Below are 18,948 nucleotides of genomic sequence, written 5' to 3'. Positions count from 1 at the left end.
TCCGATCAATAATGTATCAGAGCTTTGTAGATATAGTATGTCTATCAGTAGATACATTTTCCTGTTCCGTATAAAATTCTTCGTGCCCGCCACCGTGGCGTTTTAATTTGCACCATCTAATTCAAGGACAATGCAAAAGTTTCTTTGCTTTTTAATGGTTTTGTTGGGTATCATAGCCTGTTCCGTGGACGCATCCGATATCCCGACACTTGAGGTAGGGCAAGACTTTACCACCTCTAACGTAAGGGTGCTGGTATTGGACACTTTCTCGGTAAAGTTGTCCACCTTTAGATTTGATAGTATAAATACGTCCAACAGTGATCGTCTTTTGGTGGGGAGGTACAGTGACGATTATTTGGGGACAATTGCGTGTAACTCCTATTTTGAATTGTCCGCTGCCACTACGGAAAATGCGACCGCTCCATATACGCTCCCCAGTGATGCCGCACTGGATAGTGTTGCCCTGATTTTAGGATATGACCGTTATTTCTATAATGATACCACTTTGGTCTCCCATATCAACGTGCATCTTTTGAACGAAGAGGTAGAACCTGATGATGATGCTTTTTTCAATACTAGTAAATTGGAATACGACTCCATCCCCCTGGTTTCGAGAAGATATCGCCCGGAACCCTTTGATGAGGACTCCTTACATATTTCCCTCCCCTTTGAATTTGGCGATAGACTGTTTCGACTCATACAGCAAAATGACATCAATGACAATGAGGATCTAAGGGACAACTTCAAAGGCTTTGCCCTTGTTCCGGAGACTAGCGATAATACCTCCATCATTGGCTTTAGTAGGGAGGATGAGAGGACGTATCTAAGGTTCTTTTATTCAGTTCCCGAGGAATTTGAGGATGAAGAAAGGTTTTTGGATTTTGCCATCAATCCATTTGCTGAAGCTCCAAATGCCTTCAATAAAATATGGAATGTTTCTACGGATTCTTTGTTAAATGCCCTTTTAGATCAAGAGGATGAACTGCCCACAACACGGAATAATGATTTGAGTTATATACAGTCAGGAACGGGATACGGCACTAAAGTTGAATTTCCCAGCATTCGAAGTATTTACAACATAGAGGGCACGGGTACGGTCCTAAGTGCGATCCTAAGGATAAAGCCGCTACGGGTCAGTCATAATGAAAGGACTTACTTACGGGATTCATTAAACGTAAACGTACTGGACCAGAACAATGTTATTACGCAGGTCATAAGAACAGGTGAAGGCATTGTTATTGGAAAAATAACAGGGGCTAACGAGGAATTTTCGGACGTGGTCTATGAAGTGCCCGTGGGTGTGTTTGTGGATCGGAAGCTTAACGAAACGATACTAACCGAAGATGCTCTCGTATTGTTTACCAAGGACTTTAATCAAACGGTGGACCGGATTATCCTGCAAGGGGAGAACAACCGCGATTTTGAGGCACGTTTGGAAATCACCTATGCGATTTATGATGAATAGGATCTTGTTTTCATTGGTGTTTTTCCCATTTTGTATCCTTGCCCAGACCAATAACCTTACTGGATCTCCCTACTCCTTTTTCGGGCTTGGGGTATCTACCAATTCCAATATTGGGAAGAATAGTGCATTGGGACGCGGCGGATACGCCTTGAGCAGCGATTTTCTCATCAATCACCTTAATCCGGCGGCATTGGGGGCATTGGGAGAAAAGAGCTTTTTGTTCGATTTCGGATTTCTTACTGAGTTTAGTACAGTGGCCAACCGAAATACGGAAGAAAGAAGGGTAGCGGGCAATTTTTCCAATCTGGCCATTGCTTCGAGCATTACACCAAAATCGGCTTTTGGGCTTTCTGTCGTTCCCTATTCCGATGTGGGCTATTCGTTGATAGGTATAGACAGTAATGTTGAGGGATCCTCAGATCGGTTTATAAGCAATGTTTTCGGAACGGGCTCCCTAAACGATTTGCGACTTTCCTATGGCAGTAGTCTTACCGATAATCTACGGGCAGGGGCGTATGTTTCCTATTTGTTCGGAGCAATTTCGGAGCGCGAATCGGTCACTGCCCTTAGCGGATTTATCAATGAAAGCACGCTTACTGTTTCTGAAGAGAACAAATACAACGGTTTCCGTTTTGGCTTGGGGTTACAATATGCGATGTTGCCCAACCTCACCTTGGGATGGAGTTTAAACCTGCCCACTACACTTTCCGGCACCCGGGACAGATTAGTAGATAAAACGTTGGACTTCATTCCCACACCCGTTGAGAACGAAACCGGTTTAGACGTTGCAGCTTTCGACCTTCCCCTGGAAGTAGGTACGGGTATATTGTTCTCACCTATCAATGCAATCCATATCAATTTGGATTATACCTTAAAATTATGGAACGCCACAGATCAAAGGGATAACGTTGGGGAGTTTGTGGACCAGAACATTTATGGAATCGGAATAGAGTATCTTAAGGAAGATCGGTCCTTTAATTATCTGGATCGGATACGGATACGGGCCGGGTTCAATTATGATAGCGGTTACCTCAATATCAATGGAAATGTCATTGATGCCTATAGCATAACGGCCGGTTTGGGCATTCCCCTGGGAGCCAGGGCCCAATCTATGTTGAATATTGGTTTTTCCAGCTCCAGTAGAGGTTCTACACAGGGAATTTTGGTAGAAGAGCGTTTGAACACCATAAACATAAATCTTAGCCTAAAGGACATTTGGTTCCTAAAACGTAAAATAAACTAAGCAGTTTTTACGGACGAACAGGACATTTTCATCTACAAAAATAAAAACGGGATTTGTAGTTAAAATGAGCCTCTTGGTATACCCGATTCCATAGGTGGTCTAGTATTGTTGCAGATGCACCTTGACCATAAATATTTTCGTTGGAAAATTTCAGATGAAAGGAATATACTATTTGGTGGCTGGACTTTTGGTCGCAAGTACTTATGGCCAAATACCTATCATACAAAATCCCGGAGAGGTGGAATTGGCAGGAATCGATTATGGGTATCTTCCGGATTTGGGAGGTACTGAAATCCACAATTACAATGTCAATCTCAATTTGGCAAAACCTGTTGGCAAAAGCATAATAGGTCTAGGCCTCACCTACCGCTATTTCGATTTCACCTTTGATGAATCTACGAATATCCTTGATCTTTCTACCTATGAAAGCATGCATGTGGTCCGAACTAATCTTTTATTCATCCGGCCGTTAAGGAAGGATTGGACTTTATTGGTGTCAGCTGGCCCGACCCTTATGTCCAATTTTGCAAATGGGGTTTCATCTGAAGATATAGTGGTCAATGCGTTAGGTGCAGTAAACAAAAGGTGGGGGGACTTTGAAAGAAATACTGTCTTGATGCTCGGGGTACTTTATGGTACCCAATTTGGTGAGCCCAGGGTACTGCCTGCCGTATTGTTACGTCAAAAACTCAACCACCATTGGAGCTATTCCTTTGGACTGCCTATTACGGGAATCAACTATAGAATCAATGACCGACATCGTATTTCGGCATTGGTTTCTCCGGAAGGTCTTTTCGGAAACAATTCCAACGCAGTAGCCGTGGATGGCAATAGAATCCTAACAGACACCAAGATCCAGTTTAACGGAATCAATGCCAGACTACTGTATCGCTACAGATTTACAAAAAATCTGGCATTTGTAGCCGAGGGAGGTTTTTTGCCTACCGCTACTTTAAGAATTGTTGATAACGATAATAATGAAATATTCGATTTGGAACCAGGAAGCGGTGCCTATTTCAAATTTGGAATACGTTTTGCCCTTAAAAGGCCTCCTCAAAATAAGAATCTTAAATCAGACGATAATGAAAACTAGAATTTCTATCCTTTTGTTGCTTTTAACTACGGTACAGAATATAACTGCCCAAAAAATGGACCCACAAGAAATGGCGGACTACCAAACCAAAATTATGTCCGAAGAATTGGAATTGAACGAATCACAAAAAAAACGAGTAACCGAGTTGAATCTGGAATTCTCGGAGAAACAGGCCGAATTAATGAATAAAGAAGGTTCTATGTTCAGTAAAATGGGGGATATGAAGAAAATAGGAAAAGAAAAAAACGCTGCACTGGAGGAGATCCTTACTAAGGAACAAATGGAAAAATACAAGGACCAAGTAGGACCCAAAATACGGAAACATATGCGCGAAAAAATGAGGGGGTAATATGAAAGGAGCCTACGGAATTATTTTTGGGATTGTATTGATCGGTTTAGGTGTCCTTGTCTTTGTTTTTTTGGTGAGGAGTCGGGAAGAACCGGTTTCCTTGGAGGAGGTGGATGAAGTATTTGTCTCCACAATTTTGGTAGCGACCGAAGAGCTTCCATTTGTTATTGAGGCCACTGGAACCTTAGTGGCAAAAAACAAAATTGAGCTTTTTAGCGAAGTTCAGGGAATACTTTTGCCTACAACCCCCGGTTTTAGAGAAGGTAACACATTTTATAGGGGAGAGGCTCTACTTCGTATAGATGGTGGGGAACACAATGCCCAATTGCAATCCAAAAAAAGTGCGTTGGTCAATCAAATAGTTGCCATGTTGCCCGATATGGAAATTGAATTTCCCAAAGCCTCTGGAAAATGGAGGGCCTATCTCAAAAACTTTAACATGGACGGTCCACTGGAACCACTTCCCAAAACCGTTTCCAATGCCGAGAAATTTTTTGTTACCGGCAGGAATATCGTTCAGACCTACTATGATGTTAAGAATCTACAAGAGCGACTTTCCAAATATGATATCAGGGCACCTTTTACGGGTATAGTTACACAGTCTGATGTGTATGTGGGGACATTGGTGCGCAGCGGACAGAAGTTGGGGGAGTTTATAGACCCTTCGGTTTTTGAACTGCAACTGGCCATACCTGCCACCGCAAATAAATACGTAAAGGTGGGTAAAAAGGTGCATTTGATATCATTGGACGGAGATCAAGACCATGTAGGGAGAATAAGTCGCATTAACGGCAAGGTCGACCTAGAGACACAGACCGTGGGAGTGGTTGTGGAGGTTTCTGGAAAACAATTTAAAGAGGGTCAATACCTTAAAGCGGAGATTTTTGGGGAACCCGTTTCGGAAGTGTTAAAAATAGAGGGGGGTCTTCTTGTGGAAAATGATTACGTCTATATTATTAGGGATAGCCTGTTGCGATTACAAAAGGTAGTACCCCTAAACTATGTTGGGGATAGTGTTGTGGTGAGGGGATTGGAAAAGAACATGGTGCTGTTGGACGAGGTTGTGGCCAATGCCTATCCTGGAATGAAGGTAACCTATTGAACAGGCACTCAAGTGAAAGCATTTATCAGCTATTTTATTAAGTACCCGGTCGCCGTCAATATCTTCATCATAGGCTTTTTGATTTTTGGATACTTGGGATATCAAAGATTGAATTCTTCCCTTTTTCCCTTGTCCGATCCAAGTTTTATAAGCATTTCGGTCTCTTATCCTGGTGCGTCACCAGAGGAGGTAGAGGAGGGTGTAATAGAAAAAATAGAACGCAACCTCAAGGGGGTAGAGGGAGTGGATAGGATAACATCGGTTTCACAGGAGAACCTCGGAACTGTAAATGTTGAAATACTAACGGATTTTGATATCAATTTGGCACTGGATGAAATAAAGAATGCCGTAGATAAGATTCCCTCGTTTCCTTCCAATACCGAACCTCCGGTCATTGAGACCTTAAAGCCCACAAGGGAGGCCATTACTTTTGTGGTTACGGGGAAAGATGTTCCATTAAGCATCTTAAAAAGGACAGCTCAGGAGGTAGAGGAAGATTTGCTCAGAATTGATGGTATTTCCCAAATAGCGCTTTCCGGTTTTCCAGAGGAAGAAATCGAGATTGCGGTAACCGAGGAAGTGCTTAGAAGTTATGGACTGACTTTTGAAGAAGTTTCCCGTTCCGTGGCCAATGCCAACATATTCATTACCGGAGGTTCCATAAAGACCACGAAAGAAGAATATTTGATCAGGGCCAATAATAAGGCCTATTATGCGGAAAATTTGGGTGGTATCGTCGTCAAGACAGATGCCAGTGGGGGTAAGGTATATCTTCGGGACATCTCCAAAATAAGGAATACGTTTAGCGAGATCCCCAATAAAATAAGCCTTAATGGACAAGCCGCAGTAAAAATTTCCATTACTAATACCAATACGGAAGACCTTATCGGTAGTGTTGAAAAGATAAGGGAGTATATAGCGGTCTTTAATCGGGACCATAACAACCTGAGACTGGAAATTACGATGGATACTTCCGAGGTCATCAAGGACCGGATTTCTTTATTATTGGAAAATGCGCTAATAGGGATGCTATTGGTGCTTCTATTACTCTCGTTTTTCTTACGGCCCGGGGTAGCCCTTTGGGTGGCCTTCGGCTTGCCCATTTCTTTTTTTGGGATGTTCATCCTATTGCCCCATTATGGGGTTACCCTTAACATGCTTTCCCTTTTTGGAATGATATTGGTCATCGGTATTTTGGTCGATGACGGTATCGTAATTGCCGAAAATGTTTATACCCGGCATGAAAGGGGGGAGTCGGCGATAAAGGCCGCTGTAAATGGCACCTTGGATGTGTTGATTCCCATTCTTTCGGCTATTGCCACCACGATATTGGCCTTTTCGGTATTTTTCTTTTTGGATGGACAAATAGGGGCTTTCTTTGGTGATATAGCCGTAGTTGTTGCCCTTACTCTTTTGGTCTCCCTTATAGAAGCCTTGTTGATTTTACCCGCACACTTGGCACATTCCAAGGATTTAAGTGGAAAGGGAAGGACGTATAAGTTCAACCAATGGGGCGACCAATTTATGAATTACCTCCGGGATAAGGTGTATTCCCCATCATTTCGCTTTGTGTTGCGAAATAAATTCGCGTCGTTTTCCATCATTCTATTCCTGTTTATCCTGACCCTAGGGGCTTTTGCCGGAGGGATCATTAAACTTACGTTCTTCCCAACAACTGCGAGTAATCAAATTCGAATTACCTTGAACACTCCTCAAGGGACCCATGAAAACATCACCGATTCCCTGGCGATTTATGTGGAAAATAGTGTCTGGAAGATAAACAGGGATTTGGGGGAAAACGAAATAGGGAGAGACCATATCGTTTCCACGGTCAAGCAAATAGGGCCAGGGAGCTCTGCTTCTACCATGACCGTAAATCTTTCACCAAGTGAGACCCGGATCCTTGGATCTACGGAAATTGCCGACGCTATTCGTAAGACCGTTGGAGAACTCCCACAAGTGGAGAAATTAAGTTTCAATTCTGGTGGGAATGTAGGTGGAATGCCTATCTCGGTCTCTTTGCAGGGAAAGGGCATTGCAAGTATCAATGGGGCAAAAGATATTATTTATGAAGAGCTAAAAAAGAATCCGTACGTAAAGGATATTGTAGATACCAGTCCCGAGGGAATCAAGGAAATACGCTTGGAATTGAAGGAAAACGCACAGCTTTTGGGATTGACTTTAAATGATATCATGGCCCAAGTACGTAGTGCATTTTTTGGCAATGAGGTACAACGGGTTCAAAGGGGCCAGGACGAGGTAAAAATTTGGGTACGCTATGATGAACAGAATCGGTCTAGTGTAAACAATGTTAACGATATTCAAATTGCCGCACAAAATGGGAGGATTCCATTATCTGAAATCGCAACATATACTATTGAACGGGGAGAGGTGGCCATTAATCATTTGGATGGTATACGAGAGATTACGGTCGCGGCTGATCTGGCCAATCCAAAGGCGAGTGCTTCAGAGATCATGCAAGACCTTACTACCCGCGTGGCCGGTATAGTGAGTGAAAAATATCCAGGTGTTAAGGTTAGTGCCGAGGGTCAGAATCGGGAGGTCAACAAAATTTCCGTATCCGCTCTTAACACATTGCCTGCCCTAATTTTTCTTATCTATGTGACCATTGTCTTTGCCTTTAGGTCGTATAGCCAACCTTTTATACTGCTTGCCATTGTTCCATTTTGCCTTATTGGGGTGGCATGGGGGCATTGGTTACATGGTTTCCCGATGAGTATTCTCTCCTATTTGGGCATTATAGGCTTAATAGGGATAGTGGTCAATGATGGGTTGGTATTCACGGGAAGGTTCAATAGCTTTCTCAAGGAGGGTTTAAAATTTGATGAAGCACTTTACGAAACGGGAAGGGCCCGTTTTAGGGCCATATTCCTCACCTCGATTACCACAATAGCGGGACTGGCACCCCTAATGCTGGAAAAGAGCCTACAAGCGCAGTTTTTAATTCCCATGGCCATATCAATAGCTTATGGTATTGCAGTGGCCACTTTGTTGACCTTATATATGTTGCCCTTGTTCCTTTCTTTTTCGAATAGTGTCAAGGTATTTCTAAAGTATGTGGTCACAAGAAAGCGTCCGGAACGTGAAGAGGTGGAACGGGCCATAAAAGAATTAAAGGTAGACGATGTTAAGGTATAGCCTTTTGTATATAGTCCTACTGTTCTGTACAATGGCAAATGGGCAGGATATATTGTCCATGGAAGAGGCTATTGCCATTGCAGTGGAGAACAACTACGATCTTCGTATCGCCAGGAACAATACCAAAATAGCCGATGTTGAGGCCAGTACGTTGAACAGTGGATATTTACCTAGTTTAAGCGCAGGTGGCGGCATAAACTACTCAAATGAAGATCAGAGCGTTGCTTTTTTAGATGGAACATCTACTTCTATTGGGGGAGCAATTACTGAATCGTATAATGCGTCCATAACGGCGGAGTACCTGATTTTTGATGGGCTGGAACGAAAATTCGGCCAGGACAAAAATGAGGAGAACTTAACCTTGGCACAATTACAGGAACGGCAACAGATTGAGAATACGGTAATTTCCATATACGAGAATTTCTTCAATGTCGCCTACCAAAAAAGAGTGGTCGAGAATTTGGGAATGAACATGGCCAATTCCAGGGACAGACTAATACGCGCACAAAAACAGTTGAAGTATGGCCAAGGAACCAAATTGGATGAGCTGAATGCCCAAGTCGATTTGAACAATGATAGTATAGCGCATATAGAGGCGATGCGCGATTTAAATAATTTAAAACGTAGCCTTAACCTTGCTTTAGGACGAAAGGTCACCATGGATTTTAAAATTGATACTACGGTTACCTTTGGTACGAAATTACAGGAACAGGCCATTTTACAATCTGCGGAACGGAACAATATAGAGATGATATTGGCCCAGCAGAACATTCTTTTGAGTGAATTGGATATTAAGATCAATAAAGCGCGTTTCCTACCAAAAATCAGTGGTAGTGGTTCTTATCGATGGAACGAGAGCCAAAATCCACCGACTTCCTTTGCCTTGGCGAATGAATCCTATGGCATTAATTTAGGACTTAACCTCTCATGGAACATTTTTGACGGCGGCTCGGCAACCAGGGTAAAGACGGCTAAAATCACCAAACAAAATAGGGAGATAGAACTGGTAAAAATCAAAGATCAACTATTGACTGATATTTTGAATGCCTATGAAACGTATACCATATCACAATACACCTTGAATGCGGAGTCTAAAAATGTGGATACCAACGAACTTAATTTTGAGCGTTCCCAAAAGCAATATGGCTTAGGCCAAATTACTTCGGTGGAATACCGACAGGCCCAGATCAATTTGTTCAACGCGCGGAACAATTATGCCCGGGCCAAGTATGATGTAAAGATTGCCGAGGTGAACTTGCTACAATTGGGAGGCACTCTATTAAACTAAGGGTATCATTTATATTGGATAAATTCCATTTATTTGGAAATATTCCATATATTAGCTATCCTTTTTGGGATAGTAATGAACAAGACCATTCTCCACTTGGATTTGGATACCTTTTTTGTATCCGTTGAGCGATTGCTCAATAAAGAGCTTCGAAACAAACCCTTATTGGTCGGAGGTATTACGGATAGGGGCGTAGTAGCTGCCTGTAGTTATGAGACTCGGGGCTATGGCATACATTCGGGCATGCCCATGAAGATGGCCAAGGAGCTTTGTCCGGAAGCCAAAGTGATTAAAGGAAATGCAGGAACCTACAGCAAGCATTCCGATGTGGTTACCGAGATTATTAAGGAGAGTGTCCCCATTTTTGAGAAATCCAGTATCGACGAGTTTTACGCCGATCTTTCGGGGATGGATCGTTTCTTCGGCAGTTATAAGTATGCCACGGAATTGCGACAAAGGATAATAAGGGAGACCGGATTGCCCATATCCTTTGGGCTATCGATCAATAAGGTAGTGTCTAAAGTAGCTACCGATGAGGCCAAGCCCAATAATCAATTAAAAATTGATTTCGGATTGGAAAAACCATTCTTGGCCCCACTTTCCGTTAAAAAGATTCCCATGGTGGGGGATAAGACCTATCAGACGTTGAGAAATTTGGGCATACGACAAATTGAAACCATACAAAAGATGCCCGTGGAGATTATGCAACGTGTACTTGGTGCCAATGGAACCGTAATTTGGAAACGGGCCAATGGTATGGATAATACACCGGTGGTTCCATTTTGCGATAGAAAATCCATTTCTACGGAACGGACATTTGACAGGGATACGATAGATGTACTAAGACTTAAAGGAATTTTAATGGCCATGACGGAGAATTTGGCCTATCAGTTGCGCCGGGGCAATAAACTTACGGCATGTATTACCGTTAAGATACGCTATTCCGATTTTAACACCTATTCCAAGCAGATGCGGATTCCATATACCAGTGCAGACCATATATTGATTCCAAAAATTTTGGAGCTGTTTCGTATGCTGTATAGCAAAAGAATGTTGGTACGCTTGATCGGTATCCGTTTCAGTCATCTGGTCTCGGGCAATTATCAGATAAACCTGTTCGAGGATACCGAAGAAGCTTTGAACCTGTACCAGGCCATGGATCATGTTCGGAATCGGTTTGGCGACCGCTGTGTTTTTCGGGCCTCGGCCATGGGAGCCAAAACTATTGGTAGAATGCACAATCCTTTTAATGGGCAACCACCGATTGTACTGGCGCATAGAAAACAATGAAGGATGGAAAAATCAAACTACAAATCTCAAATTCCAAAACCATGAAAAAGTACAGGATTTATGATTTAGAAGAGCGTACCTATGTATTTGCCCGGGACTGTAGATTGCTTGTCAGGGATTTTTCCAAAACTATTAACAATATTGAGGATGGGAAGCAATTGGTTCGTTCTTCAGGATCGATCGGGGCGAACTATATTGAAGCCAATGAAAAATTGGGGGATAAGGACTTTCTAATGCGGATGAAGATTGCAAGAAAGGGAGCCAAGGAAAGCAGTTACTGGCTCAGGCTTTTGTGGGATATGAATGATTCGCATCGAAAAAAAAATCAACGAATTAAAAGATGAAGCTTTGGAAATAAAGAAAATACTTTCGGCCATTATCAACAAATCTTAATAAGGTTCCTTTGGGATCCCCAGTCGATGCAATAGCTTGAGATTTGGAATTTGTGATTTCCTCCCATGTACCTCAACTGCCACACATATTACAGCATGCGCTTCGGAACTTTTTCCGAACTGGACCTCTTGCAATTAGCGCAGCAAAATCATATAAAACAATTGGTGCTTACTGATATCAATACTACCTCGGCATGCCTGAATTTTGTTCGAAAGGCCCCGGAGTATGATGTACGTCCCATTTTGGGAATCGATTTTAGGAACGGGGTGGATCCCTGTTTTTTGGGCATTGCCAAAAACAATGCAGGATATCAAGAGTTAAATGCTTTTTTGTCGCATCATTTGCAAAACGACTTAGAAATTCCGCAACATGCCCCTGTATTTAAAAACGCGTTTGTTGTGTATCCTTTCGAAACCGTCTTGCTTAACGAACAACACGAATTTTTGGAAAATGAATTTATAGGCATCTCCATCAAGACACTTAGACGGTTGCCCTTTTCCAGATTGTCAAAGCTTAGGGATAAGTTGGTGGTACAACAACCGGTTACGTTTCGAAATAAACGCGATTTCAATGCGCATCGATTGTTACGTGCCATTGACAACAATGTGCTCTTGAGTAAACTTCCGGAAACAGAGGTGGCCGATGCCGATGAAAGGATGTTTCCCATACGGAATTTGGCCAAAGCATTTTCGGAGTATACCCATGTCCTTGAGAATACGGAACGTCTTTTGAAAGCGTGCAGCATTCGTTTCGATTTTTCAAAAAGTCGGAAACCACAAAATTTAAGGGCCTTTACCAATAGTATAGAAGAGGACGAACGCCTAATCGAAAAGCTGTGCGATGAGGGATTGCCCTACAGATATCCTAAAATGGACAAGTCCGTAAGGGAGCGATTGAAAAAAGAATTGGAGGTTATCAAAAAAATGGGGTTTGTGTCCTATTTTTTGATCAATTGGAACATTGTTTCCCATGCCAGGGAAAGAGGGTTTTATTATGTAGGGCGAGGTAGCGGGGCAAACAGCATAGTCGCCTATCTCTTGCGGATAACCGATGTAGATCCCATGAATCTGGATCTCTATTTTGAACGGTTCATCAATCTGTACCGTGCCAATCCACCGGATTTTGATATTGATTTCTCCTGGCGTGATAGGGAGGAAATGACCCAATACATTTTTGACCGTTTTGACCATGTGGCACTCGTTGGTACCTATGTCACCTTTAAGCGAAAGGGGGTCGTTCGGGAGCTGGGAAAGGTCTTTGGACTTCCAAAGGAAGAAATCGACATCTTGAGCGAAGGCCATTACTCCCTTTCCCAATTGGACAGTGCTTCTAGACTTGTTCTTAAATATGGTGAATTGATCCAGGGCATGCCCAATTATTTGAGCGTTCATGCCAGTGGTCTTTTGATAAGCGAACGGCCCTTGGATTATTTTTCCGCCACTTTTTTACCTCCCAAGGGATTTGCCGTAACCCAATTTGATATGGTCATCGCCGAGGACGTAGGACTTTATAAATTCGATATTCTGGCACAACGCGGGTTGGGAAAGATAAAGGACACTTTGGCCATTGTGGCCCAAAACCAACCGGAAAAAGCCAATTTTGATATTCATGATGTAAAGGCCTTTTTTAAGGATCCCGTCATCAATAATTTGATCAAGACTGCGCAGTGTATGGGCTGTTTTTATGTAGAATCACCGGCCATGCGTATGCTGCTCAAAAAACTGGAGGTGGATAATTATTTGGGTTTGGTTGCCGCAAGTTCCATTATTCGTCCGGGCGTAGCAAAAAGCGGTATGATGCGCGAATATATTTTACGCCATCGCCATGAGGGGAGAGCCCAGGAAAAAGCGCACCCGGTGATGTTGGATATTATGCCGGACACCTATGGGGTAATGGTATATCAAGAAGATGTAATAAAGGTAGCCCACCATTTTGCCGGTCTGAACCTGGGAGAGGCCGATGTGCTCCGTCGTGGTATGAGCGGGAAGTTCCGTTCCCGAGAGGAGTTTCAAAAAGTAAAGCACAAATTCATCAGTAATTGTAGAAAAAAAGGATATCAAGACGTTTTGATCTTTGAGATTTGGAACCAGGTAGCCAGTTTTGCAGGATATGCCTTTGCCAAGGGTCATTCGGCGTCCTATGCGGTAGAGAGCTATCAAAGCTTGTTCCTAAGAGCCTATTTTCCATTGGAATTTATGGTGGCCGTTCTCAATAACGGCGGCGGATTTTATCGGTCGGAATTTTATGTCCATGAGGCCCGGATGATGGGGGCTACGATTCATCCTCCCTGTATCAATCAAAGCCAAATAGCAAATTGTATTTATGGTAAACATATCTATTTGGGAATGATGTACTTAAGGGATTTGGAACGGCAAGTCATGGAACGTATTGTAAAGGAACGTATTACAAATGGCCTTTTCAGCTCATTGGAGGATTTTCTGGATAGGGTAACCATTTCTGTGGAACAGTTGAGTATTTTAATACGTATCGATGCTTTTCGGTTTACGGGAATCAACAAGCATCAAATACTTTGGAAGGCTTACTTAACACTTTCAAGGAATCCCAGGGTAGATCACCCAAAATTGTTTCCGCCCGCAAGGCAAAATTTTCGGATTCCCCAATTGGACACCACTTTTTTGGAAACCGCTTTTGAACAGTGGGAATTATTGGGCTTTTGTTTGTGTAGCCCCTTTGAACTGCTTAAGGAACCTCCCAAGAACTCAAATGGCCAAGGCGATTTGGAACGTTACCTGAACAGGCATATTGATATTTACGGCTATTTGGAGACGGTAAAGAACACAAATACACATTCCGGAAAACGTATGCATTTTGCAACACTTCTAGATCAATATGGAAAGGTTTTCGATACGGTGCTTTTTCCTCCCGTAGCGGCCAAATACCGTTTTAGGGGCAAGGGGATTTATCGCTTCTACGGAAAGGTGGTCAGTGAGTTTGGATTTTTAAGTATCGAAGTCATCAAAATGCAGAAACAGGACTATATCCAGGATCCACGGTACGCCGATATGAAAACCAGCACAAGGGTGTTTGAAACTAGGGCGCAATATAAGAACATCGGAATTTCAGATAAAGAAACCAGCACACATGACGAAAGGGAATAGCCTTGTGGTTTTATTGTTGAATGCTCCCAAAATAAGTTCTAAATTTAGGCATGCAAGAAGAATTTCATAGGAACGTCTCCGTGAGGGGATTGGAAGAATTTACGGGAATCCGGCTACGGGAACCCGCCCGCTATGCAGCCGGGCCTTTGGGCATTCAGGTTGCGATGCAGCACAGTTTTAAGGAGATGGGTATTACACGTTCCATGCGGGCCCTATTGCGCATGAATCAAAAGGAGGGTTTTGACTGTCCCAGTTGTGCATGGCCCGATCCCGAGGAACCTTCCAGAATAGGCGAATATTGCGAAAATGGGGCCAAAGCCTTGGCCGATGAGGCCACTACCCATCAAATTAATGCGGAGTTTTTTAAGGAACACTCGGTGGAGGAACTCTCCCAATTGACGGACTATGAACTGAACAAGTTTGGTAGACTTACGGAACCTTTGGTACTTAGACCCGAAAGTGTTCACTACGAACCCATAACATGGGAAGATGCCTATGCGTTAATTGCAGAGGAATTGCATCGACTGGATTCACCGGATGACGCCATTTTTTATACTTCAGGACGATCTAGCAACGAGGCAGCTTTTCTATATGGGATGTTTGCCCGGGCCTTGGGCACCAATAATATGCCGGATTGTTCCAATATGTGCCATGAAAGCAGTGGTGTAGCCTTGAGCGAAACCTTGGGCATCGGTAAGGGGTCGGTTAAATTGGAGGATCTTTATGGTGCCGAGGTCATCATCATTGCCGGTCAAAATCCAGGTACAAACCATCCGCGCATGCTCAATGCTTTAGAGAAGTGCAAACAGAACGGTGGAAAGATAATCAGTATTAATCCTTTGGAGGAATCCGGTCTGGTCAACTTTAGAAATCCAAAGACACTTAAGGGCCTCGCAGGAAATGGTGAGGATATAGCGGACATACATCTGCCTGTAAAAATCAATCAGGATATTCCTTTGGTAAAGTTGCTATTAAAAAGGTTGGCCAAATTGGATGAGGTGACCGGAAAGGTGTTGGATCATGATTTTATAGCTACCTATACTGATGGTTATAAGGACCTCCTAAAGGATTTGGAGCAATATCAGGAAAAGGATTTGCTCCTCAGAGCCGGTGTGGATCAGGACAAAATAGATGAGGTAGTAAAGCTTTTGGCGACCAAATCCAAGATTATCGCTTGCTGGGCCATGGGACTCACCCAACACAAAAATGGAGTGGAAAACATTTGCGAATATGTAAACCTGTTGTTGGCAAAGGGAGCTATTGGAAAACCAAATGCCGGAACGTGCCCCGTCCGGGGGCATAGTAACGTGCAAGGAGATCGAAGCGTTGGTATTATGCACTACGTGAATAAAGGCCTCAATGAACGTATAAAAAAACATTTGGGCTTTACGCCCCCGGACAAGCAAGGAGTGGATACGGTAGGAGCCATAAAAGCGATGTACGAAGGTAAAGGCAAGGTGTTCATCTGCCTGGGAGGTAATTTTTTAATGGCCGCCTCCGATACCGAATATACTGCGAAGGCCTTGCAAAATTGTAGCCTTACCGTACAGGTCAGTACTAAATTGAACCGTACCCATTTGGTCACGGGTAAAACCGCTTTGATTTTGCCTACCCTTGGTCGATCGGAAAAGGATATGAAGGGGAATCAACAACGTTATTTTACGGTCGAAAATAGTATGGGCAGGGTAACCCGGTCACGGGGTATGCTCAGACCTACCTCGGGAAATCTCAAAAGCGAACCGGAACTTATTGCCGAAATGGCGGATGCCTATTTCAAAGGAGGGCATGCCATGGACTGGAAAGCCTTGGGAGAGGATTATGGATTGATCCGGTCCTATATTGATAAGGTAGCCAAGGGTTTTGAAAATACGGATGAACGTTCAAAGGGTACTGGATATTATTTGCCCAACAATGTACGGGAACTCAATTTCGACTCGCTTCCCAACAAGAAAGCGCGATTTACCATAAACTCGCTACCTGAACACAATTTACGGGAAGATGAGTTTTTGTTGATGACCATCCGTTCGCACGACCAGTTCAATACCACCATTTATGGCCTTAATGATAGGTACAGGGGCGTGTATAATGAAAGAAGGGTGCTCTTTATGAATCCACGGGACATGGAGGAACAAAATTTAAAAAAAATGGATGTTGTGGATATGGTCAGCGACTATGATGGTGTAAAGCGAACCGCAAATCGTTTTTTGGTCATTCCTTACACCATCCCCCGCACGAATCTAGCGGCCTATTTTCCCGAAACCAATGTTTTGGTGCCCTATAACCACTATGCGGATAAGAGCAAGACCCCCATTAGTAAATCGATAGTGGTAAAGGTCAAAAAGACCTCATCTTAGGAAATAGACCTGAATGTCCTTGGTTTTGAAGTGAGTTATAATTCCTTTAATCGAATATTGCGGTATTCCACTTTCATCGGAGGGCCCCTATGGGCCTGTAAACCTAAAAAGCCCGAAAACTTTCGATTTATGGTGTCATTGTCGATTACATCGCTCATAAGGATGCCATTGATAAAATGCTGTAACCGATTTCCTTTTATGATGAGGTGACATTCGTTCCAATCCCCAGTTTTTATTTGGGTTCTAAGGGAATCCGAATTTCCCAGCGATTCCAAAACTGCCCTACTTTGCCAGGCATTCTTGTCCACATTGGCGCGTAACGAACCGGGGGTATCCGGATCTTTCTGTGATGTGATGGCAGCTTTCTCTCCCCGATAGGCCAAGGTGGTCCGCTTTCGTTCCTCGTAATTTTGTCCGGTATACCTGTTTTTTCCATCTATGTCCGCTTGATAGCCACGGAGCGCGAAGGGGATTGTATCCAAAAGTTCACTGCGATAGTTAATACCGCTATTGCCATTTTCAGAAATCCTAAACTCTGTTTTAAACTCAAAATCCTTAAGTTCACCACCTTTCCAAATAAGGAATGTATTCGATTTTAAAAGTGTTTCTGGGGTGATTTCCCCGACCAAATGGGTATTTTCTACGCGCCAATAGGTAGTATCGCCCTCCCAATGGTTTAAGGATTTCCCATCAAATAGGGAAACAAAGCCATCATCTTGTATGGTATTATCTTCTGGCACTTCATTACTTTTTTCCTTGGGTTGCTCACGGCAGGATTGGATGCTTAACAGAATCCCTATCCCCAATACAATGCTTAATAGTAAACCTTTAATCACTTTCTTGTTCATGTCCTTTGTTATAAAAGATAAATAGCCCGTCCTTACCGGCCACAATAATATCCTTGTTTCCATTACCTGATAAATCGGTCACGCAAAAATGGATTCCCGTTCCTTTGCCTTCGCCAAAAACCCCATAATCGATAATCTGTTTGTCAAAACTTTTCCCATTAAAGGTGTAGTAATAAATTCCATAGGGGTCATTGCTGCCAGGGTCTTTGCCATTGTGGGCGCGATAGCGTTTTCCTGTAATTAGTTCCTTGTCACCATCATTGTCGAGATCGGTCCATATCATGGTATGGAATTGTGAGTTATTCAGGTCAATGGGATGTTTTATCCATTCTGATGATTTCCCGCCCTCCGGTCTTCTTTGTTCGTACCAGTGTAATCCATAACCATGTCCTTGGCCTACGATAAGGTCGTTATGGCCATCTTCGTTAACATCTACAACTAAAATAGGCACACTTGCGGTACCGAGTTCAAAGTCGGGATGAAAGGTCCAATCCCCGCCAAATGGATTTTTGGGGGATTCCACCCAACCTTTGCCCACAACGAAATCGCCTCTCCCATCACCGTTTATATCGCCAAAACCTAGTCCATGACCATGTTTTCCCATGACCTTGTATGGCCTAAACTTTCCAGTGCGATTTCCCTCGGAATCGGTTGCTAACCGATACATCATCAAAGGGTCATTGGGTGTATTGGGCACAATTTCCGGAATGCCGTCCCCATCGATATCCCATGACCGTGGGGCTTCTATATTACCAGCCTCTGCAATGAGGTGTTCCGCCCATTCACCTTCATTTCCAGGATTTTCCCTCCATACGAGACGTTTTCCGAACCATCCCCCAGTGATGTAATCCATGTGACCATCGCCGTTTACGTCAAGCGGTAGGGTAGAGAAATCATCGTAATATTCGCCATAACGCTTAAAATCCCCAATAAAATGACGGTTCAGATAGGCAGGCCCTTCATACCAATAGGAACCGGATACCAGGTCAGGGATTTTGTCGTTGTTCACATCGAAAACGCCGACCGATTCAAAACTTTCCGAGGCTATTTTTTGCTTTTCAAATTTCAGTGACTTCTTTATCCCACCATCCGTCTTGTGCACTTGTGCCATTAAAGGGAATCCATTCGGAACCAGAAATGGGAACAATAGTAATGTACAGCACACGATCCATCTTTTGCACCTTCGGGAAATACCTTTACCGACACTCATCTTTAAGCCTTTGTTTTACGAAGCACGGTAAATAT

General features: G+C 43.2%; 13 protein-coding genes. 11 read left to right on the top strand and 2 right to left on the bottom strand.

Annotation, left to right across the window (positions count from 1 at the left end):
* Positions 1–130: 130 nt before the first annotated feature.
* The 11 genes from ACO06Y_RS02360 (at position 131) to ACO06Y_RS02310 (ending at position 16,855) form a co-directional block, all read left to right on the top strand.
* The gene (locus ACO06Y_RS02360; RefSeq protein ID WP_422082220.1) at positions 131–1,465 is read left to right on the top strand and encodes a DUF4270 family protein; all 1,335 of its coding nucleotides are present in this window, start codon (positions 131–133) and stop codon (positions 1,463–1,465) included.
* The gene (locus tag ACO06Y_RS02355) at positions 1,455–2,708 is read left to right on the top strand and encodes a hypothetical protein (protein WP_422082219.1); all 1,254 of its coding nucleotides are present in this window, start codon (positions 1,455–1,457) and stop codon (positions 2,706–2,708) included. The genes ACO06Y_RS02360 and ACO06Y_RS02355 overlap by 11 nt, the downstream gene beginning before the upstream one ends.
* A gap of 154 nt (positions 2,709–2,862) precedes the next feature.
* The gene (locus ACO06Y_RS02350; protein WP_422082218.1) at positions 2,863–3,801 is read left to right on the top strand and encodes a DUF6268 family outer membrane beta-barrel protein; all 939 of its coding nucleotides are present in this window, start codon (positions 2,863–2,865) and stop codon (positions 3,799–3,801) included.
* Positions 3,791–4,150, top strand: coding sequence for a hypothetical protein (locus ACO06Y_RS02345; protein WP_422082217.1), 360 nt, complete (start codon positions 3,791–3,793; stop codon positions 4,148–4,150). Before ACO06Y_RS02350 ends, ACO06Y_RS02345 begins: the two co-directional genes overlap by 11 nt.
* Position 4,151: 1 nt before the next feature.
* Positions 4,152–5,252, top strand: a complete 1,101-nt coding sequence (locus ACO06Y_RS02340; RefSeq protein ID WP_422082216.1) for an efflux RND transporter periplasmic adaptor subunit — start codon at positions 4,152–4,154, stop codon at positions 5,250–5,252.
* 12 nt (positions 5,253–5,264) lie between these two features.
* Complete coding sequence (locus ACO06Y_RS02335) at positions 5,265–8,411, top strand: efflux RND transporter permease subunit (RefSeq protein WP_422082215.1); 3,147 nt, start codon at positions 5,265–5,267, stop codon at positions 8,409–8,411.
* Positions 8,398–9,699, top strand: a complete 1,302-nt coding sequence (locus ACO06Y_RS02330) for a TolC family protein (protein ID WP_422082214.1) — start codon at positions 8,398–8,400, stop codon at positions 9,697–9,699. The genes ACO06Y_RS02335 and ACO06Y_RS02330 overlap by 14 nt, the downstream gene beginning before the upstream one ends.
* Positions 9,700–9,774: 75 nt before the next feature.
* Positions 9,775–10,989 (top strand): DNA polymerase IV, encoded by a 1,215-nt coding sequence (dinB, locus tag ACO06Y_RS02325; protein WP_422082213.1) that lies wholly within the window; start codon positions 9,775–9,777, stop codon positions 10,987–10,989.
* A 41-nt stretch (positions 10,990–11,030) separates the two neighbouring features.
* Positions 11,031–11,333: a four helix bundle protein gene (locus ACO06Y_RS02320; RefSeq protein ID WP_422082212.1), complete on the top strand. Its 303-nt coding sequence runs from the start codon at positions 11,031–11,033 to the stop codon at positions 11,331–11,333.
* 144 nt (positions 11,334–11,477) lie between these two features.
* Complete coding sequence (locus ACO06Y_RS02315; RefSeq protein ID WP_422082211.1) at positions 11,478–14,501, top strand: DNA polymerase III subunit alpha; 3,024 nt, start codon at positions 11,478–11,480, stop codon at positions 14,499–14,501.
* Positions 14,502–14,551: 50 nt separating this feature from the next.
* Positions 14,552–16,855 carry an FdhF/YdeP family oxidoreductase gene (locus ACO06Y_RS02310; protein ID WP_422082210.1) on the top strand — a complete coding sequence of 768 codons (2,304 nt, stop codon included), beginning with the start codon at positions 14,552–14,554 and terminating at the stop codon, positions 16,853–16,855.
* Positions 16,856–16,890: 35 nt separating this feature from the next.
* Here ACO06Y_RS02310 and ACO06Y_RS02305 read toward each other — a convergent pair whose 3' ends face one another.
* Together ACO06Y_RS02305 and ACO06Y_RS02300 are read right to left on the bottom strand one after the other, a co-directional pair.
* A complete protein-coding gene (locus ACO06Y_RS02305; protein ID WP_422082209.1) occupies positions 16,891–17,703 on the bottom strand; it encodes a 3-keto-disaccharide hydrolase in 813 nt (270 codons plus the stop codon).
* Complete coding sequence (locus ACO06Y_RS02300; protein WP_422082208.1) at positions 17,684–18,868, bottom strand: FG-GAP repeat domain-containing protein; 1,185 nt, start codon at positions 18,866–18,868, stop codon at positions 17,684–17,686. The genes ACO06Y_RS02305 and ACO06Y_RS02300 overlap by 20 nt, the downstream gene beginning before the upstream one ends.
* Positions 18,869–18,948 lie beyond the last annotated feature (80 nt).

This window comes from Ulvibacterium sp. (assembly GCF_965228935.1).
Classification (GTDB): Bacteria; Bacteroidota; Bacteroidia; order Flavobacteriales; family Flavobacteriaceae; genus Ulvibacterium.
Note: the sequence above shows the minus strand (reverse complement) of the source record. Positions and strands in the feature narration are given on the sequence as shown.

What these genes read in the sequence shown, in the direction of transcription:
- ACO06Y_RS02360 (WP_422082220.1), top strand. Translation starts at nt 131, where the DNA reads ATGCAAAAGTTTCTTTGCTTTTTAATGGTTTTGTTGGGTATCATAGCC.
- ACO06Y_RS02355 (WP_422082219.1), top strand. Translation starts at nt 1,455, where the DNA reads ATGATGAATAGGATCTTGTTTTCATTGGTGTTTTTCCCATTTTGTATC.
- ACO06Y_RS02350 (WP_422082218.1), top strand. Translation starts at nt 2,863, where the DNA reads ATGAAAGGAATATACTATTTGGTGGCTGGACTTTTGGTCGCAAGTACT.
- ACO06Y_RS02345 (WP_422082217.1), top strand. Translation starts at nt 3,791, where the DNA reads ATGAAAACTAGAATTTCTATCCTTTTGTTGCTTTTAACTACGGTACAG.
- ACO06Y_RS02340 (WP_422082216.1), top strand. Translation starts at nt 4,152, where the DNA reads ATGAAAGGAGCCTACGGAATTATTTTTGGGATTGTATTGATCGGTTTA.
- ACO06Y_RS02330 (WP_422082214.1), top strand. Translation starts at nt 8,398, where the DNA reads ATGTTAAGGTATAGCCTTTTGTATATAGTCCTACTGTTCTGTACAATG.
- dinB (WP_422082213.1), top strand. Translation starts at nt 9,775, where the DNA reads ATGAACAAGACCATTCTCCACTTGGATTTGGATACCTTTTTTGTATCC.
- ACO06Y_RS02320 (WP_422082212.1), top strand. Translation starts at nt 11,031, where the DNA reads ATGAAAAAGTACAGGATTTATGATTTAGAAGAGCGTACCTATGTATTT.
- ACO06Y_RS02315 (WP_422082211.1), top strand. Translation starts at nt 11,478, where the DNA reads ATGCGCTTCGGAACTTTTTCCGAACTGGACCTCTTGCAATTAGCGCAG.
- ACO06Y_RS02310 (WP_422082210.1), top strand. Translation starts at nt 14,552, where the DNA reads ATGCAAGAAGAATTTCATAGGAACGTCTCCGTGAGGGGATTGGAAGAA.
- ACO06Y_RS02305 (WP_422082209.1), bottom strand. Translation starts at nt 17,703, where the DNA reads ATGAACAAGAAAGTGATTAAAGGTTTACTATTAAGCATTGTATTGGGG.